19 protein-coding genes, 1 tRNA gene and 1 rRNA gene are annotated in these 24,778 nt (G+C 54.2%); 7 read left to right on the plus strand and 14 right to left on the minus strand.

From position 1 onward, the window contains the following. Positions 1-27 precede the first annotated feature (27 nt). The 5 genes from KDM89_RS05235 to KDM89_RS05255 all read right to left on the minus strand — a co-directional run bounded on the left by KDM89_RS05235 (position 28) and on the right by KDM89_RS05255 (position 9,887). Positions 28-1,719: a tetratricopeptide repeat protein gene (locus KDM89_RS05235; protein WP_212686869.1), complete on the minus strand. Its 1,692-nt coding sequence runs from the start codon at positions 1,717-1,719 to the stop codon at positions 28-30. Positions 1,720-1,728: 9 nt separating this feature from the next. After that, positions 1,729-3,708 (minus strand): hypothetical protein, encoded by a 1,980-nt coding sequence (locus KDM89_RS05240; RefSeq protein WP_212686870.1) that lies wholly within the window; start codon positions 3,706-3,708, stop codon positions 1,729-1,731. A gap of 211 nt (positions 3,709-3,919) precedes the next feature. Next, positions 3,920-5,344, minus strand: coding sequence for an efflux transporter outer membrane subunit (locus tag KDM89_RS05245; RefSeq protein WP_212686871.1), 1,425 nt, complete (start codon positions 5,342-5,344; stop codon positions 3,920-3,922). A 3-nt stretch (positions 5,345-5,347) separates the two neighbouring features. Next, positions 5,348-8,500: an efflux RND transporter permease subunit gene (locus KDM89_RS05250; protein WP_212686872.1), complete on the minus strand. Its 3,153-nt coding sequence runs from the start codon at positions 8,498-8,500 to the stop codon at positions 5,348-5,350. A 79-nt stretch (positions 8,501-8,579) separates the two neighbouring features. Further along, the gene (locus tag KDM89_RS05255) at positions 8,580-9,887 is read right to left on the minus strand and encodes an efflux RND transporter periplasmic adaptor subunit (RefSeq protein WP_212686873.1); all 1,308 of its coding nucleotides are present in this window, start codon (positions 9,885-9,887) and stop codon (positions 8,580-8,582) included. A 382-nt stretch (positions 9,888-10,269) separates the two neighbouring features. Here KDM89_RS05255 and KDM89_RS05260 point away from each other — a divergent pair, with 382 nt between their 5' ends. Further along, positions 10,270-10,941, plus strand: a complete 672-nt coding sequence (locus KDM89_RS05260; protein WP_212686874.1) for a TetR family transcriptional regulator — start codon at positions 10,270-10,272, stop codon at positions 10,939-10,941. 313 nt (positions 10,942-11,254) lie between these two features. On the opposite strand, the gene KDM89_RS05265 is transcribed toward KDM89_RS05260, so the two are convergent. Next, positions 11,255-11,884 (minus strand): trimeric intracellular cation channel family protein, encoded by a 630-nt coding sequence (locus KDM89_RS05265; protein WP_229793014.1) that lies wholly within the window; start codon positions 11,882-11,884, stop codon positions 11,255-11,257. Between the two features lie 290 nt (positions 11,885-12,174). Here KDM89_RS05265 and KDM89_RS05270 point away from each other — a divergent pair, with 290 nt between their 5' ends. The 4 genes from KDM89_RS05270 (at position 12,175) to KDM89_RS05285 (ending at position 15,875) form a co-directional block, all read left to right on the plus strand. Further along, positions 12,175-12,444: a type B 50S ribosomal protein L31 gene (locus tag KDM89_RS05270; protein WP_212686875.1), complete on the plus strand. Its 270-nt coding sequence runs from the start codon at positions 12,175-12,177 to the stop codon at positions 12,442-12,444. 206 nt (positions 12,445-12,650) lie between these two features. Beyond that, complete coding sequence (locus KDM89_RS05275) at positions 12,651-14,369, plus strand: ArnT family glycosyltransferase (RefSeq protein ID WP_212686876.1); 1,719 nt, start codon at positions 12,651-12,653, stop codon at positions 14,367-14,369. Further along, positions 14,369-15,736: an MATE family efflux transporter gene (locus KDM89_RS05280; protein WP_212686877.1), complete on the plus strand. Its 1,368-nt coding sequence runs from the start codon at positions 14,369-14,371 to the stop codon at positions 15,734-15,736. The genes KDM89_RS05275 and KDM89_RS05280 overlap by 1 nt, the downstream gene beginning before the upstream one ends. A gap of 54 nt (positions 15,737-15,790) precedes the next feature. Beyond that, a tRNA-Leu gene (locus KDM89_RS05285) sits at positions 15,791-15,875 on the plus strand. A gap of 51 nt (positions 15,876-15,926) precedes the next feature. Here KDM89_RS05285 and KDM89_RS05290 read toward each other — a convergent pair. The 3 genes from KDM89_RS05290 to KDM89_RS05300 all read right to left on the minus strand — a co-directional run bounded on the left by KDM89_RS05290 (position 15,927) and on the right by KDM89_RS05300 (position 18,406). Then, a complete protein-coding gene (locus tag KDM89_RS05290) occupies positions 15,927-16,445 on the minus strand; it encodes an HAD family hydrolase (RefSeq protein ID WP_212686878.1) in 519 nt (172 codons plus the stop codon). Positions 16,446-16,529: 84 nt separating this feature from the next. Then, positions 16,530-17,312, minus strand: coding sequence for a substrate-binding periplasmic protein (locus KDM89_RS05295; protein ID WP_212686879.1), 783 nt, complete (start codon positions 17,310-17,312; stop codon positions 16,530-16,532). Between the two features lie 302 nt (positions 17,313-17,614). Continuing rightward, complete coding sequence (locus KDM89_RS05300) at positions 17,615-18,406, minus strand: SDR family NAD(P)-dependent oxidoreductase (RefSeq protein WP_212686880.1); 792 nt, start codon at positions 18,404-18,406, stop codon at positions 17,615-17,617. Between KDM89_RS05300 and KDM89_RS05305 the strand changes: the two genes are divergently transcribed. Together KDM89_RS05305 and KDM89_RS05310 are read left to right on the plus strand one after the other, a co-directional pair. After that, positions 18,355-19,644 carry a phosphatase PAP2 family protein gene (locus KDM89_RS05305; RefSeq protein WP_212686881.1) on the plus strand — a complete coding sequence of 430 codons (1,290 nt, stop codon included), beginning with the start codon at positions 18,355-18,357 and terminating at the stop codon, positions 19,642-19,644. The genes KDM89_RS05300 and KDM89_RS05305 overlap by 52 nt on opposite strands. Further along, on the plus strand, positions 19,641-20,264 hold the full coding sequence (locus tag KDM89_RS05310) for a CDP-alcohol phosphatidyltransferase family protein (RefSeq protein WP_212686882.1): 624 nt from the start codon (positions 19,641-19,643) through the stop codon (positions 20,262-20,264). Before KDM89_RS05305 ends, KDM89_RS05310 begins: the two co-directional genes overlap by 4 nt. On the opposite strand, the gene KDM89_RS05315 is transcribed toward KDM89_RS05310, so the two are convergent. The 5 genes from KDM89_RS05315 to rrf form a co-directional block, all read right to left on the minus strand. Next, a complete protein-coding gene (locus tag KDM89_RS05315; protein ID WP_212686883.1) occupies positions 20,230-21,987 on the minus strand; it encodes a bifunctional alpha/beta hydrolase/class I SAM-dependent methyltransferase in 1,758 nt (585 codons plus the stop codon). The genes KDM89_RS05310 and KDM89_RS05315 overlap by 35 nt on opposite strands. A gap of 32 nt (positions 21,988-22,019) precedes the next feature. Further along, on the minus strand, positions 22,020-22,937 hold the full coding sequence (locus tag KDM89_RS05320) for a phosphatidate cytidylyltransferase (RefSeq protein WP_212686884.1): 918 nt from the start codon (positions 22,935-22,937) through the stop codon (positions 22,020-22,022). Between the two features lie 406 nt (positions 22,938-23,343). Then, positions 23,344-23,862 carry a hypothetical protein gene (locus KDM89_RS05325; RefSeq protein WP_212686885.1) on the minus strand — a complete coding sequence of 173 codons (519 nt, stop codon included), beginning with the start codon at positions 23,860-23,862 and terminating at the stop codon, positions 23,344-23,346. 3 nt (positions 23,863-23,865) lie between these two features. After that, entirely contained in the window at positions 23,866-24,246 is a 381-nt protein-coding gene (locus KDM89_RS05330; RefSeq protein WP_212686886.1) for a VOC family protein, read from the minus strand. 425 nt (positions 24,247-24,671) lie between these two features. Next, positions 24,672-24,778, minus strand: a 5S ribosomal RNA gene (gene rrf, locus KDM89_RS05335); the annotation flags it as partial.

The raw sequence follows: 24,778 nt of genomic DNA on the forward strand, positions 1-24,778 counted from the left end.
GTTTTTAAAAAGCCGGTGACTGAAGAATCAGCGCCACTGCACCTCTTTCATTTCGCCCAGCCATTGCCAGTCGGACTGAGCACGACGGAAGCGCAGCCACATTTTGTCGCAGCCATCAAACGGAATAAACACTTCAAACGATTCTTCGTTTTCCTTTTGCGTCAGCATACCGAGGCAAGTGCCAAGCTGCGCCACTTCGATCACGCGGAAGGCTTCAAAGCGCCCGTCCGGATACACTTCCAGCCAGCGGTCTGGCTTCACCAGTCGCCAGTCGCGGCGACCCGGCGGTTCATACGGATAATCGAAATAAAAGCGTGCCAGTAATCCCGCATCGGCACGTGTCTGTTCCTGCTCAAAACGTTCCATTGCCTGACGCGCAGCATCTGCTGCCGGACCTTCCTGCACCAGACCGAGTACACGGCGATACGATTTTTGCGCAGGCATTTTTTCATCCATTTTTTCCTGCGCCTGCGCCAGAAACAGCCATGCCAGCGCATTGTTCGGATTGGCTTGCAAAATCTGCCGGTACTGTTTTGCCGCCACCGGATAGCGCCCCGCATCAAATTCTTTCACTGCCGCTTCCAGCTGCGCCATTTCAGGGTCGCGCGACGCCGGTGCTGCTTTGGCGCTGGCACTGGCTTTGGCAGGCGTGGCTTTCGCCGCTTTTGTACGTGATTCCGGTTCAGACTTCGGCGCGTCGGCGCTGGTCAGCGGTGGCGGCGATACCAGATTCCCCATGTTCCAGACTTGCGCAGTCTGGCGTCCGGCAGCATCGGTGCCTATGCCTTCGCCGTGGCGTTTTCCTTCGCTGAACTGGCCCTGAAACTGATTACCGTTCGGTAGTTTTTCAAGACCGGTGCCATGCTGTTTGCCAGCCAGAAATCCACCCTGATAAAAATAACCTGCAGTATTAGTGAACACACCATTGCCGGTACGGTCATTTTCAACGAAGTCGCCTGTGTACTGGCTGCCATCCGGCCAGGTGTAGCTTCCCTGCCCGTGGCGCTTACTGGCAACGAAAGAACCCTGATAGCGGCTGCCGTCTTTCCATACAAACACGCCCTCACCCTGCTGCGCGCCTTTGACAAATCCACCTTCGTAGCGGTTACCGTCCGCGGTTACCAGAATACCCTGACCGGTGCGTTCGCCATCGACAAAATCACCGCTGTAGCGGTTGCCATCCGGCCAGCGGAAACTGCCTTGTCCGGTGCGGGCATCATCGACAAACGGTCCCTCATAACGCATGCCACTGGCCCAGATCATCATGCCGCGGCCATGCTTTTTACCGTTAACAAAATCGCCCTCGTACACATCGCCACTGGCCCAGGTAAATTTACCCTGACCGGTGCGCAAATCATTCACAAAATCACCTTCGTAACGATTACCGTTAGCCCAGCTGTAAATCCCTTTACCGTGTTTTTCACCGTTAACAAAAACACCTTCATACACGTTGCCGTCCGGCCAGCTGTAACGGCCACGGCCATTGCGTTTGCCTTGTGAAAACTCACCTTCATAACGCTCGCCATTCGGCCATGTCATCACGCCGCGCCCCTGCAGCGTGGTACCAACCGCTTCGCCCTGATAGGTCGCACCGTTCGTATACTGCACGCTGTATGGCTGGGTTTGTTGCGATACAGCCAGCGGCGTTTGCAGCGCCAGTGCCAGCAGCGTTGCCGCCTGCACACTGCGTGTCATTGCCTGAATCTTATTTTGTTTCATGACAGGCCCTTATTTTTTTCCGAAGCTGCATTCACGGACATCTGTCACACGAATTTCCACTTCTTTCACAGGACACGGTGGCTTAGGATCGATTTTGTAGGTATCGCCGAAACAACCGCTCATACCAATAAAATTATCGGCGACGCCACGGCTTGGGGTGTGCGCTGTTCCCGGGCAATACGCTTCATACATCACATCAACACAGTAATCGCCTTTCGGACGCTGCTTCGGCAATACACCGGTTGCATAGTAATGGCCCTCTCCACCCATACACTTGGTCGCCACCAAACGAATACCTGCAATCAGCGCCTGAAAATAATTCGATTTTTTCTGTTCTTCTTCAGCCTTACGTTCGGCTTCTTTTTGCAGATATTCCGCGCTGTGACCGCTGTTTTTCTGTTGTCCGGCAGCAGGCAGTCCATTGTTCTGGTTGTAGCCATTCATGTTGGCACCGCTGTTCTGATTGCCACCGGCATTTGTTCCGCCTTGCTGCATCGTGTTCTGAGAACGGCTTTGCTGCAACAAACCGGACTGACTGACTGGCGCATTAGCCGGACGCGCAGAACCACCGGATTGCACCGGCAATGTCAGCGTGCGCTCATACTGTTGCGTCTGTCCCTGAGAATGTTGCTGCTGGTTTTGCTGTTGCGGTGCGTTAATCACACCGGTAGGCTGCAAGCCGCTGTGCTGGCCGGGCTGGCGAATCGAACCGTTGTACACCGGCTGCTGGTGTTGTTGCTGCTGAACCGGCTGATGCTGCATCTGCGCATTACCGTTACTGGCTGTATGTCCGTTTTGCGCACCGCTCTGCTGTTGCAGATACATTTGTGCGGCAGCAGGAAGATGCTGATTCTGCTGCACCGGCACACTGGTCACCACGGCCGCCGGTGGTGCAGACGGCGTACGCTGCTGGTTCTGCACTGTGCCTGTCACCGGCGCTGGTACAGGCTGCACTTGCAACTGACGCGGCTGTACCGGTGCTGGTGCTGGCTGATTATTCAATTGATTGACCGGTACCTGCTGTGGCTGCGGTGATGGTTGCTGTACCTGAACCGGATTCTGCGTTTGCAACTGGCGCGGCGCGCCAGATGCCGGCGGCATGCCCTGCACAGTTTGCACTTGTGGCTGCAACTGACGTACGGGTTGCTGCTGTTGCTGGGTTTGCTGCATCAGTTGTTGTTGCGACACCGGTTGCGGCGCACGTTGTTGTACCTGCTGTTGCTGAATTTGTTGTTGCTGAATCTGTTGCTGCTGATATTGCTGTTGTACTTGCTGGCTTTGCAGATTCTGTTGCTGGGTGTGCTGATTCTGTTGCTGGGTGTGCTGATTCTGTACCGGTTGCACCTGGGTTTGCTGCTGACGCTGCTGCATTTGCTGTTGTTGCATTTGCTGCTGATATTGTTGCTGTTGAATCTGTTGTTGCTGGATTTGCTGCTGTTGCAATTGCTGCTGGCGTTGCTGTGCCTGCTGCTGTTGCTGCATCTGCTGTTGATACTGTTGCTGCTGCATCTGCTGTTGCTGCATTTGTTGCTGTTGCAATTGCTGCTGGCGTTGCTGTGCCTGCTGCTGTTGCATTTGCTGTTGATTCTGTTGCTGCTGCATTTGCTGTTGTTGCAACTGTTGCTGGCGCTGACGCTCATTTTCCTGACGCTGACGCTCGCGCTCTGCTTCCTGTCGCTGCCTTTCCTGTTCACGCTGACGTTCGCGCTCTGCTTCCTGACGCTGTCTTTCCTGCTCACGCTGGCGCTCACGTTCCATTTCCTGACGCTGGCGTTCCTGCTCGCGCTGACGCTCCATTTGCTCTTGCTGGCGGCGCTGTCTTTCCGCTTCCTGCTGGCGTTCGCGCTCCAGACATTGCTGCTGCAGATACGGTGGATTGGTCGGCGGGCAGTAAGCCTGCGCCTGTTCTGACCAGCACAGAATAGCGGCAGTCAGGGATAACAATAACGGAGATGCGCTGCGGCGCGGAGATGGCGAGAATGTAGCCACGGCAAGCCTTTATACGGAAACACAGTAGAAGCAAGTATTGTAAGTGGGCGTTCCGGCCGGAAACAATGCCAAAACATTACGATCAATACATTTTCGTGTGATTTGCCGGAAAATCGTGGAAGATCACGCAACATCTTTCCAGCGACTGCATTCCGTCAGGGCGTAAAAAAGGCTTGCCACAGCAAGCCTTTTTCAGTGAGATGCGTCCCTCTCAGGCGCGGGGTGCAGAAACATCCCAGCCACCGCCCACCGCTTTATACAAGCTGACGACGGCTGCCAGATGCGCGCGCTGCGCTTCAATCAGGGCAGTTTGTACCTGCGCCAGATCACGCTGTGCATTCAGCACTTCGCTGTAGCTGCTGTAACCCTGCTCGTAGCGACGCTGAATGATGCGCTGGCTGTCACGCAGTGCATCGACCCGTTTCAGGCTGGCCTGATACACCTGATCGTTGGTGCTGACTGCGGTCAGTGCATCATGCACATCACGGAACGCGCCCTGCACTGCCTGCACATACTGTGCTGTGGCCGTGGTTTTGCGCGCTTCCGCACCGGCCACAACCGCATCAATCGCACCGGCACGGAATACCGGCTGCACCAGATTACCGGCCAGATTCCATAACAGCGAACCCGGTTTGGTCAGGTTTTCCAGCACATTCGATTCATAACCAGTCGATGCGGTCAGACGCAGACTCGGGAAATACTGGGCTTTCGCCTGTCCGATATCCGCATTGGCAGCAATCAGGTTTTGCTCAGCCGCGATCAGATCCGGACGGCGTTGCAGCACATCGGATGGCAAATCGGCAGGCAAACCAGCGAGGCTGTACAAAGCCTGCACTGGCTTACCGCGTGCAATTTGCGGTTGCGCCACGGCTGCCGGAGAGCGACCCAGCAAAACTGCCAGCGCCGATTCCAGACCGGACTGATTCTGCTTTGCCTGCGCCAGCGTTACCTCAGCACCGGCAGATTCGCTTTCTGCCAGATGCAGATCGGCGTCACCAATCGCACCGGCGGCGCGGCGTTTCTGCTGCAGCGCCAGCACGGTCTGACGGCTTTTCAGCGTATCCAGCGCCAGTTGTACCTGTTCATCCGCCGCACGCAGACTGAAATACGTCTGCACCACACTGCTGAGTACCGAAGTACGCACGGTGTTACGGTTGGCTTCGGATGCCAGATAGCGCGCTTTGGCGGCTTCATCCGCACGCGACAATTTGCCCCAGATATCGACTTCATATGATGCGGTCAGGCCCAGCTGAAAATCTTTGCTGCGCGGATCAGCACCTGCCGCCAGACGACCAGTGGTTTCGCTGGCTTTGGACCGGCTGGCACCGGCAGTCGCATCCACCGACGGGAAGCGGTTAGCACGGGCACCGACTGCCAGCGCACGCGCTTCTTCCATACGGCCGGTAGCCGCCACCAGATCCTGATTCGAGCTAATCGCTTCCGCGATCAGTTGATCCAGTACCGGGTCCTGAAATTGTTTCCACCAGTTTGCGAAGTCAGCCTGTTGCTGACCAGCGGTTTTCCACATCACTGTGGTTTCCATCACCGGACGCTGATAGTCCGGGCCGACAGATGCACAGCCGGACAACACCATCGCGGCCAGCAGTGCAGAGATCGTGAATGTTGATGCTCTCATACCTTACTCCTTACCTGCTTCTGCATTGTGTAAAACATGCACAGGATGATGGAAGTCTTCTTCAGTTGTTTTAAAGCGGCGATCATGGATCAGCTTAAAGAACAACGGTACAAAGAAAATAGCGAGGAAGGTGGCTGCCAGCATACCGCCCAGCACACCGGTACCCAGCGACTGACGCGCCGCCGCACCGGCACCGCTGGAAAACGCCAGCGGAACCACACCCAGAATAAATGCCAGCGATGTCATCAGAATCGGACGGAAGCGCAGACGTGCTGCCTCTACCGCTGCCGCTACCGGCGCATAGCCTTCCTGTACTTTCATGACCGCAAATTCCACAATCAGAATCGCATTTTTCGCCGACAAGCCCAGCAGTGTGACCAGACCGATCTGGAAGTACACGTCATTATTAAAGTGACGCAGGTACACAGCCAGCAGCGCGCCGAAGATACCGAAAGGCATTGCCAGCAACACAGAGAACGGCAGCGACCATTTTTCATACTGTGCCGCCAGAATCAGGAAGATCATCAGCACACCTGCCCCCAGCGCCAGACTACCGGCACTGCTGCTGCGTTTTTCCTGATACGAAGCACCGCCCCAGTCGTAAGTCACGTCAGATGGGAACACTTGTTTCGCGACACGTTCCATCGCTGCCAGTGCCTGACCTGAGCTGTAACCGGCTTTCGCTTCACCCATGATTTTGATCGCAGGCAAGCCGTTAAAGCGCTGTACAGAATCCGGGCCGGTCACGAATTTAATCGTGGTAAAGGCACGTACCGGAATCATCTGGCCAGTGGTGGCTGAACGCACATACATATTGCCGATGTCATCCGGTTTAGAACGGAATTCACCTTCTGCCTGCAACTGCACCGTGTAAATACGACCGGCTTTGTTGAAGTCATTCACATAGTAGCTGCCCAGTGTTGCTGCCAGCGTGTTATACACATCCGACAAAGCCACACCCATGGAACGCGCTTTTTCGTTATCGACATCCACATACAGTTGTGGCGAACTGCCTTGCCACAGAGTTTTCACACCCGCCAGTTCCGGCTGCTTGTTCGCTTCTGCCAAGAATGCAGGCATCAGCTGCGCAATACGTTTAACACCACCTTCGCCGGCATTCTGCATGTAGAACTCAAAACCACCGGTCTGACCAAGACCCTGAATCGCAGGCGGCGCAAAGAACAGCGGCAAGCCTTCTTTGATACGGCCAGTCTGCATGTAAGACTCACCCACCAGTTGTTGGGCAGACTTACTACGTTCTTCCCATGGTTTCAGCGGGAAGAACATGGTCGCAGAAGACGATTTCAGGCCGCCACCACCGAGGAAATCCAGACCAACCAGTGCGAAGGTGGTATCGATATCCTTGTTTTTCTGCATGATGGATTCCACCTGCTGCACCATTTTGTCGGTACGTGCCAGTGAAGCACCGTCCGGCATAATCGCAGCACCGATGAAATAACCCTGATCTTCATCCGGCACCAGACCACCCGGCACGGTTTTCCACAGCACGCCGGTCAGTGCCAGCATACCAAGCACCAGCATCGTTGCCAGCACTGCACGGCGCAGGAAGAAACTCACACCGTTGGTATAGCGTTTCGTCAAACGCAGGAAAGCAGCGTTAAACCATGTGAAGAACGCATTATGATTTTCCGCACCCGGTTTCAGGATCAGCGCACACAATGCCGGTGTCAGTGTCAGCGCAACCACGCCGGACAAAATCACCGCAATCGAAATCGTGACCGAGAACTGACGGTACAGCTCACCCGCCAGACCACCGAGGAAAGCAATCGGGCCGAACGCTGCAGTCAGCACCAGCACAATCGCAATCACCGGACCAGTGACTTCGCGCATCGCTTCAATCGCTGCATCTTTCGGGCTCATGCCCTCTTCATTCATCAGACGCTCGACGTTTTCCAGCACCACAATCGCATCGTCCACGACGATACCAATCGCCAGCACCATACCGAACAGCGTCAGCGTGTTAATGCTGTAGCCGAGCAAATGCAAACCAGCCATCGTACCGATCAGCGACACAGGAACAGCCAGTGTCGGGATGATGGTAGCGCGCCAGCTTTGCAGGAACAGATACACCACGATGAAGACCAGCACCATCGCTTCCACCAGCGTTTTCAGCACTTCATGAATCGACTCGCTGACGAACGGTGTGGTGTCATACGGTACGGCATAGGTCATGCCTTCCGGGAATTTCGCGGCCAGCTCTTTGAGCGTTTTCTCAACCGCTTCGCGGGTTTCCAGCGCATTTGCACCGGTTTGCAGGAACACACCGATATTCGCTGAAGGGTGACCATTCACACGACCCAGCAGGTTGTAATCTTTAGAACCCAGTTCAACACGCGCCACATCACGTACCCGCACAGTGCCGCCGGTTTTTGAAGAACGCACAATAATATTGCCGAATTCTTCCGGGTCCAGCAGACGGCCTTTGGCAGTCACGGTCATGGTCAGTTCTTCGGTATTGCCCGGTGTTGCACCGATCTTACCGGCAGCGTACTGGTTATTCTGCTCGCCAATCGCATTCGACAAATCTGCTACGGTGACGCCCATTTGCGCCATACGGTCAGGACGCATCCAGACGCGCATTGCGTAATCTTTGGCACCGAAAATCTGTACGTTGGTCGTACCCGGAATACGCTTGATCGCATCCAGCACGTTTTGCGTTGCATAGTTCGACAAATACAGCGCGTCGTAACGGTTATCCGGCGAATACAGCGCAGCCACCACCAGGAAGTTAGACGAGCTTTTCGCAACCGTCACACCCTGACGACGTACTTCCTGCGGCAGTTTCGGATCTGCCTGACGAACGCGGTTATTCACGTTCACCGCAGCAATATCCAGATTCGTACCGACTTCAAACGTCACGTTAATCGATACGCGACCGTCAGCAGACGAGGTGGAATCCATATACAGCATATGTTCCACGCCATTGATCTGCTCTTCGATCGGTGCCGCAACCGTGCGCTCCACTACTTCAGCGGATGCACCCGGATAAAACGCGGTGACATTCACCACCGGCGGTGCAATTTCGGGATAGCGCGAAATCGGCAATACCCGTAATGCGGCCAGACCGGCCAGCACGATCAGCAACGAAATTACCGTCGCAAAAATCGGCCTGTTAATAAAAAATTTAGAGAACATGAAGTTTCCTTTTCTTCTGCCGTCAAACCTGCCGTTTCAGCCGCGCAGACGCGCACTGAAGGCAGAACGACTTTGCAGATTATTTTGTACTCTGTGCAGAAGCCTGTGCAGATGCGCTGGCAGCCGGTTGAGCGCCCTGTTTCTGTGCTGCAGCAGGTGCAGACGGATTCGCAGGCAGCGCAGCCGCTTCTTTCGCAGACAGCGGCACCGGTGTTACTGTCATGCCCGGATCATGGGCTTTGATGAAACCATCGACCAGAACGCGGTCACCGGCATTGATACCTTTGGTGACGATCCACTCGCCGTGCGACCAGCCATCCAGTTCCACCGGTTTCGGTACCAGTTTGTTGTCCGGTGACACTGCAAATACCATTTTGCCCATCGGCGAATCAATCACTGCACGTTGCGGCACAGCCAGTGCGGACTGACGTTTGGCGCCGGACAGAATCACACGGACAAACTGACCCGGACGCAGGCTGCCATCCGGATTAGTAACGGTAGCGCGTGCATCAAAACCACCGTTGGCGGTGTTGATTTTTTCGCTGACAAAATTCATTTTGCCGGTTTGCGCAAACATGCTGCCATCTGCCAGTTTCAGTTTCACATCGAAACCGATACTGCCGTTGCTGGCGCGTTTACCCGGTACGCTGACTTTGCCTGCGCCGACTTCTTTCGCTACTTTCAGGTAATCCGCTTCCGGAATACTGAAGTTCACATACAACTGATCTGTTTGCACGATGGTGGTCAGCAGATTGTCGGCTGCGGTAATCAGATTACCGTTGGACTTGGCTGCTGTGCCGGTCACACCATCAATCGGCGCGACGACTTTGGTGTAGCTCAGGTTCAGCTTCGCCTCGGCAACTTGCGCTTTCACTTGCTTGTAGCTGGCGTCGGCCAGTTCCAGCGCGGACTTCGCATCATCCATTTCTTTCTGGCTGATGGCTTTGTCGGCTGCCAGTGGCGACAAACGCGCAAATTCGCGTTTTGCCTGATTCAGCTTGGCTTCCGCCACACCCAGCGATGCTTCTGCTGCGGCTAACTGCGTCTGGTACGTACCCGGATCGATCTGGAAAAGCACAGTACCCGCTTTGACGCGGGAACCTTCTTCATACAGACGGTTTTCCAGGATACCCGGTACGCGGGCACGGATTTCCGTTTCTTTGACACCGGAGGTCTGGCCGACGTATTCGTAATCCACTTCCAGATCACGCGCCTGCACAGTTACCACACTGACTTCCGGCGGCGGCATTTTGCCCATGCCAGGACCGCCCTGCTGCTGTTGTCCGCAAGCGGCCAGCACCGCTACCGGCAAGACCAGCGCCAGCTTACGCCAGCTGCTGCCCTGCACCGCAGAACGAAATGCCGCGACACCGGCACGAAGAGTCATTCGAGAATTTGGTTGCATAAATACACTTTCAAAACAGGGAAAGGATGGTGTAGGATTATATACATACACGAATGTTTGTAAATGAAATTTTGCATAGCCCTTGAAAATCACAGGGATTTTCCGGTGGGAGTCTGGAAAGTATTGGATAGCATTTGGCAATCCGTTAAAAAGACACAATATTTAACAATGTTGCAGTAAGAAATGTGAGCAAAGTTTGTGCATTCGTCATTGCGCAAACAGTTCACTGAACTTAAGATGCCGCCCAGCTCACCGGCGCCGTACCCTGTACAGCGAGCATGGCAGAACAGCGTGACCGAATGATGAAATCAGGTAACGCCGATATCCCGTCATCAGCCAACAATGCCGGAACGGAGAAGCAAAAATGGTCAGGAAAACGAAAGAAGAAGCTCAGGAAACGCATACCGCACTGCTGAACGCGGCCGAACAGGTGTTTGCCACCAAAGGGGTGACCAACACCACACTGAATGATGTTGCGCAGGCGGCAGGGATGACCCGTGGCGCGATTTACTGGCACTTCAAAGATAAAAACGCGCTGTTCAAATCCATGTGTGACCGCGCCTTCCTGCCAATGGAGGCTTTGCTGAACGAAGTCACCGCCAGCCGCGACGATGATCCGCTGGCCGCACTCCGCCGTCTGAATCTGCATTTTCTGCAACTGACCGCGGGCGATGAACGCCAGCGCCGCGTGTTTGACATCATGTTTCATCACTGCGAAAAAAATTCGGTGATGCAAGTGATTGAGGATGAAAAAGCCAAGCGTGATGAATGCCTGAATCAGGTGGAATCTCTGTTTGTGCGCGCGGTTGAACTGGGTATGCTGCCGCCGGATACAGATACCTATATGGCTATGCAGGCCAACCATGCCTATCTGGTTGGCATTGTGCATGAATGGCTGGAAGATACGCAGGCGTTCTGTCTGCTGCAAAAAGCCGAAGCCATGGTGGATTTATTTATTGCCGGCTTGCGCGCCTGTCCGCCGCGCATCAGCGCTGGCTGCACTGCGCAAACCATCCCCGCCAGTCCTGCTGCCTGAGACCGGACGCTGCATCCACAGCAACATCAGAAACATCAGGAGCCAAAAACAAAAGCACCGCAACCTCACAGGTTCACGGTGCTTTTTCATTTTAACCGGATCAGAAGTCATGCAGTATGACCAATATGTTCCGCCTCCCGACTACCGGACACTGCCCGACGCTGCCCGATGCCGCCCGATATCATCCGAAATCGCCTGAAAACACCCAAAATGCGGTGTTCTGCACAGCAACCCGGCGGGCGTCGGCAGAAAGTCCGGGCCTCAGAAAATGCCGGATGACGACTTTTGCACAACGACTGATGCTGTATGCCGCTCAGGCAGGCAGTTTCCAGTCAAAGCGGATCGCCAGTATCCGCAGGATGAAGGTGCTCAGAATCCCCGCCAGCAGGCTGACCACTTCCGGCAACTCTACATAATGTCCGGCCAGATAAATCCAGCAACCGGCAAACGCGCAGGTCGCATACAACTGGCTGCGGCGGAACACCATCGGGATTTCATTGCAGATAATGTCGCGCAGCACGCCGCCAAAAATGCCGGTAATCACACCCATCATCACGCAGACAAACACCGGCATACCGGCTTCCATTGCCATCGAAGTGCCGTTCACCGAAAACAGTCCCAGACCAATCGCATCAGCCCAGTCCAGCACCTTATCGGTCATGATCTGACGCAGGCGACGCAGCATCGGCACTGCAATCAGCGTCAGGATAAACAGGATGATCGGGTATTCCTGATTTTCCACCCAGAACAGCGGTCGCCGGTCTAACAGCAAATCGCGCAGCGTACCGCCGCCAAACGCGGCAATAAAGGCCACCGTGAACACGCCCACCCAGTCCATACGTTTGCGGCGGGCTTCAATCAGGCCCGAACAGGCAAACGCCAGTACACCGATCAGTTCTATGGTATGTAACATCGCACTCATGCTTAAGTAACTGACCGCCATTGATTCTTTCCTCCATCTACGCCAAAGCCCCTGCAAAAAGGAGCAAAATCAGCATATTGTAGCGTGGAAACCTTGTTTCTCCGGCACTCAGACGTGATCCCCGCGATCACGCGGCGATGATTTTACCTCTGTAAACTTGCGCTCCGTGCCCGCAAATCATTGTATAATCGCGGGCTTGACGTTTTTCGTCATGATTTTTGTTCAACCGAGGCAAGTGATGCGCAATCGGGCCAAGAAGCAAGCCGGCCGACGAAGTGTGTATTGGCTACCCCACATATACTGAGGCAATTATGAAAGCTGGTATCCACCCAAATTACCGTGAAGTAGTGTTCCACGACGTTTCTATCGATTTCAAATTCGTGACACGTTCCACTATCCACACTAAAGAAACTATCGAATTCGAAGGTAAAGAATACCCTCTGGTAAAGATCGAGGTTTCTGCTGAATCTCATCCTTTCTACACTGGTAAACACAAAATCGTTGATACCGCTGGCCGTGTTGAAAAATTCCGTCAGAAATTCGGCAAAGTTGGTTCCCGTACTGCTGTTGCTCAACAGTAATCCGGTTATCACCGACGATAAAAAGGCAGCTGCGGCTGCCTTTTTTTCTGCTGATTTTCTACGGATTTTCTGCAGTTTTTCGCTGTTCCCCTGTTGTTCTCTGCTGTTTTCCTTACAATGCAGCCTTCGGAACCTGATAAGCTGTCTGCCGGTACTTTCCGCACGACAAGGTTCCTGAATTTTTCTGACTATTCACCGGTTTGTTTATGAAGCCTGTCCGTCTCCCCGCCGCTGCTACGGTTGCCCTTCCCCGCTGGGCGATTTTCGCTCTGTGTCTGCTGTATATTCTGCCCGGTCTGATCGGCCGCGATCCCTGGAAAGGTGACGATGCCAGCGCATTCGGCGTGATGTGGACAATGGCGCACGGCAGCCTGTCTGACTGGCTGTGGCCGCATGTGGCCGGTATGCCTACCCCGGAAAAAGGCCCGCTGGCTTACTGGATCGGCGCTTTATTTATCCGCCTGTTCGGCGGCGTGTTCGGTGATCCGATGGCGGCGCGTTTAGCCGGTGGCATTTTCTTCATGATCGGCGCAGTGTCGGTCTGGTATGCCACGTATTTACTCGGTCGCCATCCTGAAGCACAGCCAATGAAACTGGCGTTCGGCGGTCAGCCCGATCCGCGCGACTTTGGCCGCACACTGGCTGACGGCGCTTTACTGATTTATATCGCCAGCCTTGGTCTGCTGTTGCACAGCCATGAAACCAGTGTCGAAACCCTGCAGATTTCGCTGATCGCGTTTTTGTTTTATCAGAGCGTGCGCTTATTCGACACCCCCGGTTACCGCACAGGCCTGATGCTGGGCGCGACTGCCGGTTTGCTGGCACTTACCAAAGGCTGGGTATTGCCATTGGCAGTCTTGCAGACGCTGGCTGGCGTTGCCGCTTATCGCCGTCAGGGCAAGGTGCTCAAAGCCCTGTTTCCGGCATTGTTACTGGCAACACTGCCCGTGCTGGCGTGGCGCTTTGGCCTGAATCAGGTACATCCGTTTGACAGCAGCCCATTCCCTGCGTGGATGGAATGGAATTACCGTCTGGTCAGCGGCCCGACCAGCGAATCTGTCGGCTACACCTTCAAATATCTGCTGTGGTTCGCCTGGCCTGCGTGGCCATTTGCGATCTGGGCAGTGTACGCATGGCGCCGTCAGGAAAAGCCGCTGCATATTTTATTGCCGGTAGCGTATCTGCTGTGTTTCCTGTTACTGGCTTGCCTGAACAAGCATTCGGAAGAAACCATTCTGCTGCCGATTCTGCCCGTGTTCGCCATTCTGGCTGCCTTCGGTCTGACCACCGTGAAACGCAGCACCATTAATGCCGTGGACTGGTTCTCTGTGATGATCATGACCGGCGTGGCCGGACTGATCTGGCTGGGATGGATTGCACAGCAAACCGGCTGGCCAAAAGGGCTGGCACAGCAACTGAACCTGCTGCTGCCTGACTACAACGCCGCCAGCCAGCCGCTGGCGATGATGACTGCCATGCTGGCCACGGTTGCCTGGTTTGCGCTGGTGTACTGGCGTATTTCACGTCGCCCTGCCGTATTGTGGCGTGCGGTCGTGTTATCCGGCGGCGGTGTGATTTTGTGCTGGCTGCTACTGATGACTTTGTGGCTGCCGTGGCTGAATCAGCGTATCAGTTACGCCAGCCTGACTACTGAACTCAGTGCCAAACTGCCCGCTAAATACAAGTGTGTGGATGCTTACATCGGCGCTTCGCAGCGCGCATCGTTCGCCTATTTCGGCGACATCCGTTTTGCGGGATTCAGTGATCAGCGTTGTGATTACCTGCTGCTGCAACACAGCCGCAAACGCAATCTGGTGCCGGACATGCCGGAACCTTACGAAGCCCGTCAGTGGGAATCAGTCTGGATCGGTCATCGTGCCGGCGACAAAGATGAATTGTTCACCCTGTACCGCCGTCGTCGCTGATGTCGCGCTTTGCTTATGAACGTCAGATCAGCGCACTGGCATGGCCAACGCTGATCGGCCAGCTTGCCACGGTCAGCAATGGCGTGATTGATACCGCGATGACGTCGCGCTATTCCGCCACCGACCTGGCGGCGCTGGCGATAGGCGTCTCCTTATATGTGACGATCTTCGTCGGCCTGAACGGCGTTCTGCAAGCAATTTCCCCCATCATCGGCCAGTTATACGGCGCAAAAGATTTTCATCAGATCGGCCACAAAGTACGCCAAGCCGTCTGGCTGGCAGCTGCGCTTAGCCTTAGTGGTTGCTTACTGTTATTGTTCCCTGCGCCTTTGCTGCAAATCTCCAATGCCGAAGGCGAACTGTACGACAAAGCCGCGCATTACTTACAAATACTGGCGCTGGCACTACCTGCCACACTCGGCTTTCGCATTTACAGCGGTTTAAACAATGCAGTCGGCAAGCCGAAAATGGTGATGCTGATTCAGTTGCTGGCGCTGGCGATGAAATTCCCGCTGAATTCCTTATTCATTTTCGGTGGCTTTGGTATTCCCGCCATGGGCGGCCCCGGCTGTGCGGTGGCGACGGTGGTAATTTCATGGATCATGCTGGCAGTCGCCTTTGTGATTTTGCGCCGCAATCCGTTTTATCAGGCATTTCAGTTATGGGGACAAGGCTGGGTTGCGCCGCAAAAAGCTGCGTTCCGCCAATTCCTCGCACTCGGCATCCCGATGGGATTCAGTTATCTGATCGAAGTCAGTGCTTACGCATGTATGGCCTTATTCATCGCCCGCATCAGCGAACTGGCGGTGGCCGGTCACCAGATCACCGCCAACTTCGGCACCATTCTGTACATGATTCCGCTGTCGCTGGCCAGTGCCAGCAGCACCCTGACCGCGCAAGCCATCGGCGCACGCGACCTGCCGCGCGCGCAGCACACCGCCTTAGCGGGCATACGGCTGGCGCTGATGTTTTCTGTTCCGGCCGCTTTGCTGATCTGGCTTGGTCGTCCGCTGATCCTCGGCATGTACACGAATAACGACTCCATCGCCGCCGCAGCCATGCCTTTGCTGGCTTACATTTGTCTGTATCAGATCGTCGATGGCGTACAAATTGTCTGCGCCTTCAACCTGCGCGCCTACAAAGTCGCCACTGGCCCCACACTGCTGTACGCGCTGGCCTTATGGGGCTGCGGCCTCGGCGGCGGTTACCTGCTCGCCTTCAATCCGCTGCGCTGGTTTGACAATGCCACGCTGGGCGCCGCCGGTTACTGGATCGCCAACACCGCAGGCACGCTGCTGATCGCCACCGCCCTGCTCGCCTACCTGCTGATCATCCAGCGCCGCTACCGCCATCTGCACACACATTAATGCCGCATACTTGCAAAGTGGTCGCCGTGCTGTCATAATCGCGATCTGTGCGTTGCCGAGATGGCGGAACTGGTAGACGCACGGGACTCAAAATCCCGCGCCGCAAGGCGTGCCGGTTCGATTCCGGCTCTCGGCACCAAAGAATGCAAGCCCCTTGAGAAATCAAGGGGCTTTTTGCATTTCGGCTAACTTACAAATTCGACAGGCACTTTGGGTCATCATGTGCGTTAAGAATTTTTTCCAGCACACTGATCATTCTACTCAATTCGTTATCTGACGCCCCCGTAAACGGCGCGATTCGAATATGCCGCCCCGGTTGCCGCTGAACTTTTTCAGGGCTGTCATCGACGATCCATACCTGATCGACGGAATAACCAAGCTTTTGTAATCTGCGCAGATCTTTGATGTAAATATATCCGTGAGTTTTCACATCCGGCTTCTGGATACATTTCTCCGCTGACCAGGCGAACTGCAGCGCAATCCGATTACCAAATATTTGAGACGTTACTGCATCCACATAAGACTGACTGGAAGAAGACCATACACCCAAATCAAAATGGCGGTCAGCGTAAGCCAGAAACTCACTTAATCCTGATCTTAAATAAATATAGTAAGCGCCAACGATAAAGTCAGGCTCATGAGAAAATTTCACACTTGTGGCATGTAAAAGTGTCTCATCTAAATCAAGCACAATCAGGTGACGCCGCATACTCATATCTGTCGAATGTTTCCGTAAGACCAAGAACATCTGTCTAAAGATCGCACATATCAAAAAGACGGGGATGATAACTCCTTAGCCCTTCGCCGCAGGCTGGATATACCACTTCGCAAGGCGACCGGTTTTGGCGGCTTTGATCAGAGCTTTGTTTAATTCTTTAAGATAGGCGTCGTTGTAGCCGGGGGTGACGGCAAAGTGGAGGCTGCCGGAGTGGACGGGTTTGCCTTGTGCGCAGAACGGGCGTTCGCGGAACACCGGATTTTCCTGCGAGGCAAGGCGGCCGTATTGCATATTGACCAGATCTTCCAGCGCACGCGGGTCGGTGAGCTGGGTGTACATCAGCAGGCCATCGGTTCTGTGTTTGAGTAACTTATCAAAGCGCGAAATCGAATCATTCACATCGTATTCCGGTGTAAATACAAAGTTAACAGCTTTCGCGATTTCCGGCCCGTAATACGCATCGCGTATCATACCAATGGTTTTTCCCTTCAGATCGGCAATACTGTTGAAACTGAAGCGGGTATCGCAGCGCGTGACGATCCAGACGTTATCAATGTAGATGGGTTCGCTGAATACCAGATGCTGCAGGCGTTCCGGTGTTTGCGATGCACCGAACACAAAGCCTTTGCCTTCTATCGCAGATTGCAGTGCCCGCTTCCACGGCACGAATTTGCGGTCAAACTGTACGCCGGTTTCACTTTCGATAAATGCCAGTAATTCACGGTTCGGGGTACTGAGCGCGGCAGCGGGGTTGACGCGATCGTGCTGGGCACTAAGAAACAGGGTTACTTTTTGGTTTTCTGCCTGCGCTGCCGCACTGCAGAGCCACAGCATCAGAAAACCGGCCTTCCGTATCATGTTTTTCATCATTTTGTCAGGAAACCATAGAGCATCACTTAGCAGCCTACCGTATGCGGCAGTTGCTAGAAAGCATTAAATGAAAACGATTGCTACATTCGCAGGCATTGTGAATGTACGACACGCTTGCGGATGAAAATACGACAGTTTGCCGGTGATCTGCCTCAGCCATTCCGAGCGGATAGAAACAGGTCAAAATTGCCCGAAAACGGCCATTTTGCGGAGTTCTGCATAGCGATCCGGCGGTCGTCGGCAGAAAGTCCGGCTCTCCGAAAATACCAAATGACGATAACAGCACAAGATTACTTGCGGAACTTCAGCAAAAACGCCGGTAACAGGTTCAGCAAGCGTATCAGCCAGATCATGCGGCGCGGAAAAGCGATCACGTCGCGGCGCTGTGCCAGTGCGGTGGTGATGCGTTCCGCAGCATCGTCTTCCGACAGCAGAAAAGGTTTGTGGCTGGCATCGCCATTGTTCAGCTCTCGCAAGCGGGCGGTATCCATATAACCGGGAATGATGGTGCTGACGCGGATGCCAAACGGCGCGTAAGCGCGGCGGTAGGTATCAGCGATCTGGATCACCTGACGTTTGGTGGCGCTGTACACCGATGCACCGGGATCGGCTTTGAGTAATCCGGCGACGGACGCAATCACTGCCAGTTGCCCGCGCCCCTGTCGCAGCATCTGCTGCGTTGCCGCTTCAAACGCGTATTGCAGGCCGTGTACGTTAATTGCGATCATGTCAGCGCATTGTGAGGCAGTCAGTTGCTGGCTGCGCGCATTGAAATACATACCGGCGCTGACCAGCAATACATCCAGACCGCTTTCCGCGTAAAGCCCGATGCAGGCACGCACAGCAGCCGCATCGCGGATATCCAGCGCAAGGCATTGCAGTTGCGGATATTGTGCGCGCAGGCTTTGAGGCACTTTCTGCGGATCTCGTCCCGCCACGCTGACCTGATGTCCGGCAGCCAGATAGTGCCGCGCCACCGCCAGCCCGATGCCGGAAGTGCCGCCGATGATCAGTATCTGCTGAGGTTGTGATGCGGGTGCTGCTGTCTGCACGATGTTATCCGGATCAGGTTTGCCTGCCATCTGTCGCTACTGCTGCAATGTGGCTGGCGCGGGTAAAATGGGCATTTTATCCACTAATCGATGGTATGCGCCACGCTGACCGGCATTTCTTACTGAATGCACTGAGTTTTGCCCTGATCTATCACTGCACCAACTGGCTGGCTGCGAAGGCGGATGTGCAGCAGCATGTGATGCTGGCGGCAGAGCGTGATTTGCCGTTTGTGGCGTGGATGATTCTGCCGTACAGCTTGTCTTTACTGTTTTTTGCTATTCCATTCTGGCTGGTGCGAACCCAGGATTTACCGACCGTGAGACGCATCAGCCAGGCTTTTTTACTGGCAACCTGTATCGCGGGACTGGTGTTTTTGTGGTGGCCATTGCGACAGCAGCATGTGATACCGGATGGCGGACATGCATTCGCCGCATTGTATGCCTTGCTGCACAGCGTGGATCAGCCGTTTAATCAGCTGCCTTCACTGCATGTTGCTTATGCGGGTATCGGCTGGTGGTTTATTCGTCCGGCCTTAGCTTTGCGCTGGCAGCGTTTTGCATTAGATTGCGCCGCCTTGCTGCTGCTGGCATCGACGCTTTTCACTTATCAGCATCATGCGGCGGATGTGTTATCCGGCATGTTGCTGGCGCTTATTTGTCTGCGCTGGCGAGTGAATACGCAGCAACCGGCAGTTGCGCTGTATTACGGGCTGGCTACTGTCTGGCTGAGCAGTCTGGCGTTTTACAGCGGCCATTGGTGGTTGCTGTATCCTGCACTGAGCTGCACACTGGTGGCGATTGCCTATCAAGGTCGCAATGCCTTGTTTCTCAATAAACAGAATGGCAAATTTCACTGGCAACAATGGATATTGTACGGCCCGTATTTATGCTCGTATCAGATCAGCTGGTGTCTGCAGCGTTTTATACTGCAACCTGCGATCCGGCCTGAGCAAATCAGCCCGCAATGGATCATCGGCCCGCGCCTTACTGCATCAGAAGCCCGCGCCCTGCCTGCTGGTGTTGTGGCGATGGATTGCAGTGCCGAGCTGGCAGAGCAAGCCGTGCTGATGGCGCGCGTGGCAGCAGGAGAACTGCGCTACCTGCATCATCCTTTACTGGATATTGTGCAGCCGACAGACGCCGACTGCGATGCCGTGATCAACGCACTGAGGCCGGAACTTGCCAGCGGCAAAACCATTTATCTGCATTGCGCGATGGGCTTTCACCGTTGTCGTGTGATTGCCGCCCGTTTTAAGGAAACCGGATGAAAATTTCTGTCTATCAGTTAAAACCTGCATTCCAGCGCTGTCTGCAACCCTTGTTACAATGGCTGATGCGTACCGGTATCCGCCCTAATCATCTGACACTGGCAACACTGGTATTGTGCATCACCTACGGCGCAGCACTGGTCTTGTGGCCTGCACAAAGCGCGCTTTGGATGGCGTATCCGCTGCTGATGTTAGTCCGCATGATGCTGAACGCGCTGGATGGCATGCTGGCAAATGCGGCGCAATTACGTACCCGTCTTGGCGCCTTACTCAATGAGTTATGTGATGTGCTGGCGGATCTCGCACTGTATCTGCCACTGCTGTGGCTGTTGCCGGATCACAGCGCGTTATTGCTGGCACTCATCGTACTGGGACTACTCACAGAATTTACCGGCGTGCTGGCAGTCAGCGTACAGGCCGCCCGTGCTTTTGACGGCCCGATGGGGAAAAGTGACCGCGCTGTGTTATTCAGCCTGCTGGTGTTATGCCAGCTGTCCGGCGGCAGCGCGACTGTCTTACTCGGTTTGCAAATCGCCGGCATCCTGCTGGCGATACTGACGATTGCAAACCGTTTTCGCAGCGCACTCAGGGAGTCGCAAACTCCGCCAGACTCACACTGAAAATCCCCTGAATACCAACCAGCGATTGCAGCTTGCGACCACCCGCCATCGCCACCAGCGCATCCAGTTCTGCCTGCGGACGCGGGCGCATCACCCAGGGTTTGCCCTGATGGTTGGTCAGCGTATGCGCAATCATCGCCAGTTGCGGATGCCACGGCTGGCCGGTGTAAATCAGTTTTGCACCGGGCTGCATCTGACGACGCACACCCTGTAACGCAGTGCTGAGCAGAGCATTATCCGAAAACAATTCAAACAAACCGGAAATCACCACGATATCGAAGCGCTGCGCTTCCTGATAACTATCCGCACTGAATGCATCGCAACGGCGGCATTGCACGCTGTCTGCCAGCCCGAGCTGATTCGCCAGCGCTGCTGCAGCATCGAGATTGGCTTGTACATAATCGCGCAGTTCGATATCAAACTGACGATCACCAAATCGTTTCACGGTTTCAAGCACATAACGTCCGCCACCGGTCGCCAGATCCAGTATCCGTATCGTCTGGCCTGCAGGAACAGCGGCAATGGCTGCTGCCAGCATTTTTTCCAGATGCTGTTTGCGCTCGCGGATACCGCGCCAGCCAATCGCATCCAGATATCCGCGGTCAATCAATGCACCAATCCCCAGCTTACCGGATGCACGATTGCGATACACATAATCCAGTGAAGCGCCGGAATCAAAACCGGTTTGTATGCCAAGCGTAATGCCTTCACTGAGCCATCCGAGATGGCGCATCATGAAGCGCTGCATTCCGAAAGCAATGCTGTCAGCCAATCCCGGCGCAGGTAAATCCTGCAAGCCCGGTTCGCGCTGTGCCGCTGCTTGTGGTGCGATATGCTTTTCAAATGAATGTTCCGGCAGCGCAAAGCATTCTTTTATAAATGTGCGTATTTCAGAAAACGCGACGCTGGTATCTTTCTCATATAACAGTGCATGATGCGCCTCCGGCAAATACACCCAGCGTTTCAGCGCGGAACGGATTTTGTCGTAGAACGCTTTTTGCGCGCCGGTTTTCACCACATAATCCTTACCCGCCACAAGCATCAGTACCGGTAAATCAATGGCAGCGGCATCTGCCACCACACGCTGCGCGGTATCTGCCAGATCAATCAGTACCCGTGCAGAAATATTCTTTGTGACCAGCGGATCAGTGTCGTATGACTTCGCTTCTGCTTCGCAATGTGTCAGCATGCTGGCGCGCACATAACTGGTCACATTCAGTTCAGGTTGTAAGCGCAAGCCCAGTCTTAATGCGGGTTTGGCCAGCGGCACGTACAAGTTAATATCAAAAGCACTGGCGGCCATGACCAACCCGCGTACACGCGGCGCGTAGTCGTGTATCCAGGTCGCAGCAATGACGGCACCGACACTGTTGGCGATCACCAGTATCTGTTCTTGTCGGCAGCCGTGCGTATTTTGAAGATGCTGAATAAAGGCTTCAAAATCGCGTACCAGACACATAAAATCCGGCGCATCGCCGCGCTTGCCGTGAGAGTAGCCATGTCCGCGCGCATCCCATGCATACGCTGCGGTATCTGCAGGAACCAGTGCATCCACCAGTTGCTGTACCCGCCCGGAATGTTCATGGCCACGGTGCAGCAACACGATCACACGACCGGAATCCTGCTGCCCTGCGTGCACCGGCCAGTGCCGGTAAAATAAACGTGCACCGTCATGCGAAAAAAAACCGTTTTCCAGCGCTGCTCTGCTCACTGCCTGATCCATTAGTCTCCGCTTTCTGAAGCCTGTGGCTTCGGTTAATGTGTATTCCAGATATTCAGAAAAATCAGCATGGCTGGTGCGGTCAGCATCAGGCTGTCTGCACGATCCAGTATGCCGCCATGTCCCGGAATAAGACTTGAAAAATCTTTTATCTGCAACCGGCGTTTAATCATCGAAAACCACAAATCGCCCAGCAACCCGCACACAGACAAAACAGCTCCCAGCACCGCCAGTAAGGGAAGCGGTGCAAGCGCAAGATAGTTGCCGAAGAAGGTGGCGAGCAAGCTGCTGACTAACACACCACCAGCAACACCTTGCCATGTCTTGTTGGGACTGATGCTGGCAGCAATACGCTGCTTGCCGAAATTGCTGCCACTGATAAATTGCGCGACATCGTTAAAGCAAGTCATGACCATTAAAAAAAATAGCCAGCGCATTTGCTGCTCCGGTGCATCGCCTGTCGCCGGTAGCAGCAAATACAAACACGCCAGCCCGCTGCAACAGCCTGCCCACGCAAATAACAGACTGTGCTGATGGCTGCTTACAATATGACGGTCAGAACGCCACAGAAAAACCACAGGCAGCAGCATCAGCAGCGCAATCTGAACAGCTTGCGGTATGGCATCAGACAGCACTATCGCCGCTGTCATCAGCAACAGGCAGGCAGCAACAAACACAAAACGGAACCGCTGCTGACTGATACGGAATAAATCCCTGAATGCCAGAATAGCAATCAGGGCAATCAGCAACAATAAACCGGTAGATTTAAACAGCAGTGCAGCATGTATCAGCGGCAGCATCAGCCACCATGCATAAACACGCGGCCTGAGACTTTGTCTGCGACCGCCACGTGTCAGCATCGCCGTCACGATACTGGCAATCAGCAAAAAACCATAAATGCCCTGCATGCCACCAGTGAACAATGCCGACTGCCATAACTCTGTGATTGCCATACTGCGTATGAAAGTGAGTAACTTTTGTAAAAATGAAGATCTTGCTTAGCCTGTAAAACAGGAATCAAAGCAATGTTAGCATTAGCGGTACAGCAAGAAGTCTGCTTCGTCACGATGCAGATATCTGCACGGGGCATCAGCGAACCGCCAGTATTGACGCTGTGAAACAGCACATGCCTGTGCAAAATTCAGCATTTACATCAAACGAGAGTATTTACCGGCATTTGATGATGCCATCGTGTATTCATCGCCAATGCATCGCAGATAATAACATTTTTATCATACCGACCTGTTATCGACCGATGAACGAGTAGCGCCGGAATATCCGCTTCAGAACCAGAGAATTGGTCAGGGATGGGGCATGATCCTGCAGCGGTAACTATGGTCTGGCCGAAACACAGGCCCGTCAGACAACCTCAGGAAATATCCGGGTAAACTGCTGCCGTATTTCAGGCCTGGCATTGCAAACATCTGCAGCCAGTGAAAGAATCTGATCAGCCGTCGCAAGCAAACGCCACAACTTCGCACATTCTTTCAATTCTCTTTGCTGTGCTCCGCTCAGCAGTAATGCAGAAAAATGCTGATGCAATCTGACTTGTTGCGCCTCTGTCAGTGCTGCATGCTTTAATCTTCGCGCCAGCAGTTCACGCAAATATCCGCTATATGAACCGAAATAATTAAGAATCAGATAGCGAACTGCGATCTCCGTACAGGCGTTATCACCTCCCATTATGCCGTCTGCTATCCGGTACATCGTTTCTCTGTACTGATGCCACTCAGGCCATAATGCTGATATCTGCGACAAACTGAGATCAGCCGTACCGCCAAGCTGTGTATGCACGGCCCGTATCTGATGCGCAAGCCAGCCGGATGGCACAGCGGCGTAAGCAATCCGGTTCACTTTTTCGGTAGTCACAACTTTCATTGATCAGCTATCCTGAAGCCGCCACGGAGGATTTTTCCGGTTCTCGCCAGCAAAATACAGGCAAATTTCATTGCCGGACGGGTCTTTAATACGCGCTTCCCGCCACAACCAGCGCTCATCCCGTGGTAATTGCGTGAATTCAAAACCTTGCGCACGCAAACGCGCAACCCTGTCATCCAGATCATCGCACTCAAAATAGATGACGGTAGCATGTTGCGGAACTGGATCGGGAGCCAGATGCAAAGAGAAAGTTGCGTCACCATCAGGGCATTCAAAACGGGCATAGTGCGGCGACAAAACGATCAACCGCAATCCCATTCCCCGATAAAAAGCGACCGCTGGTTCGATCGCATTTACTGCAACAGTGACTTGATTCAGCTTCAATTTAGCCCCCTTCCCGATCTGCGTATGTACCGAGCATAAGCATACCGCCAGAAACCGGAGGCCGGCGATTAACCGTACTGGTTAGGAGGGATCAGCGCTCATTGCCTGATTCAGATGATCTGACGATACAATTTTAGAGATTTTTTTGTGCAGATATCTGCATTGACTGTTTTTGGATGGCGAGACTTTCTGCCGTGGAGCGGGGAGCTGGTGTGCGGGAATGCGCATTTGGCCGTTCTGAGGGCTTTGGGTGATGTTTTCTGACCCGCAAAGCACAAACCCGGCGGCAGCCGGGTTTGTTTTGTCTTTGTCTTTGTCTTTTTGTTTTTGACCTGGTCTTTGCTTAGTTCTTGTTCTTTTCCCGCTTTCCGACCGCACAAAGCAAAACCCCCGCCTCTGTCGAGAGCGGGGGTTTCTTATAGGGAGCCTGACGATGACCTACTTTCACACTGGTTGCAGCACTATCATCGGCGCTAAGTCGTTTCACGGTCCTGTTCGGGATGGGAAGGGGTGGTACCAACTCGCTATGGTC

It is taken from the genome of Cognatundibacterium luofuense (assembly GCF_018139685.1).
GTDB lineage: Bacteria > Pseudomonadota > Gammaproteobacteria > Burkholderiales > Burkholderiaceae_D > Undibacterium > Undibacterium luofuense.

Excerpts from the sequence above, each read along its gene's own strand:
- KDM89_RS05290 (WP_212686878.1), bottom strand. The coding sequence starts at position 16,445 with ATGCGGCGTCACCTGATTGTGCTTGATTTAGATGAGACACTTTTACAT.
- KDM89_RS05255 (WP_212686873.1), bottom strand. The coding sequence starts at position 9,887 with ATGACTCTTCGTGCCGGTGTCGCGGCATTTCGTTCTGCGGTGCAGGGC.
- KDM89_RS05305 (WP_212686881.1), top strand. The coding sequence starts at position 18,355 with ATGCGGGTGCTGCTGTCTGCACGATGTTATCCGGATCAGGTTTGCCTG.
- KDM89_RS05280 (WP_212686877.1), top strand. The coding sequence starts at position 14,369 with ATGTCGCGCTTTGCTTATGAACGTCAGATCAGCGCACTGGCATGGCCA.
- KDM89_RS05260 (WP_212686874.1), top strand. The coding sequence starts at position 10,270 with ATGGTCAGGAAAACGAAAGAAGAAGCTCAGGAAACGCATACCGCACTG.
- KDM89_RS05310 (WP_212686882.1), top strand. The coding sequence starts at position 19,641 with ATGAAAATTTCTGTCTATCAGTTAAAACCTGCATTCCAGCGCTGTCTG.
- KDM89_RS05245 (WP_212686871.1), bottom strand. The coding sequence starts at position 5,344 with ATGAGAGCATCAACATTCACGATCTCTGCACTGCTGGCCGCGATGGTG.
- KDM89_RS05325 (WP_212686885.1), bottom strand. The coding sequence starts at position 23,862 with ATGAAAGTTGTGACTACCGAAAAAGTGAACCGGATTGCTTACGCCGCT.
- KDM89_RS05275 (WP_212686876.1), top strand. The coding sequence starts at position 12,651 with ATGAAGCCTGTCCGTCTCCCCGCCGCTGCTACGGTTGCCCTTCCCCGC.
- KDM89_RS05270 (WP_212686875.1), top strand. The coding sequence starts at position 12,175 with ATGAAAGCTGGTATCCACCCAAATTACCGTGAAGTAGTGTTCCACGAC.
- KDM89_RS05295 (WP_212686879.1), bottom strand. The coding sequence starts at position 17,312 with ATGATACGGAAGGCCGGTTTTCTGATGCTGTGGCTCTGCAGTGCGGCA.
- KDM89_RS05235 (WP_212686869.1), bottom strand. The coding sequence starts at position 1,719 with ATGAAACAAAATAAGATTCAGGCAATGACACGCAGTGTGCAGGCGGCA.
- KDM89_RS05315 (WP_212686883.1), bottom strand. The coding sequence starts at position 21,987 with ATGGATCAGGCAGTGAGCAGAGCAGCGCTGGAAAACGGTTTTTTTTCG.
- KDM89_RS05265 (WP_229793014.1), bottom strand. The coding sequence starts at position 11,884 with ATGGCGGTCAGTTACTTAAGCATGAGTGCGATGTTACATACCATAGAA.
- KDM89_RS05250 (WP_212686872.1), bottom strand. The coding sequence starts at position 8,500 with ATGTTCTCTAAATTTTTTATTAACAGGCCGATTTTTGCGACGGTAATT.
- KDM89_RS05300 (WP_212686880.1), bottom strand. The coding sequence starts at position 18,406 with ATGGCAGGCAAACCTGATCCGGATAACATCGTGCAGACAGCAGCACCC.
- KDM89_RS05320 (WP_212686884.1), bottom strand. The coding sequence starts at position 22,937 with ATGGCAATCACAGAGTTATGGCAGTCGGCATTGTTCACTGGTGGCATG.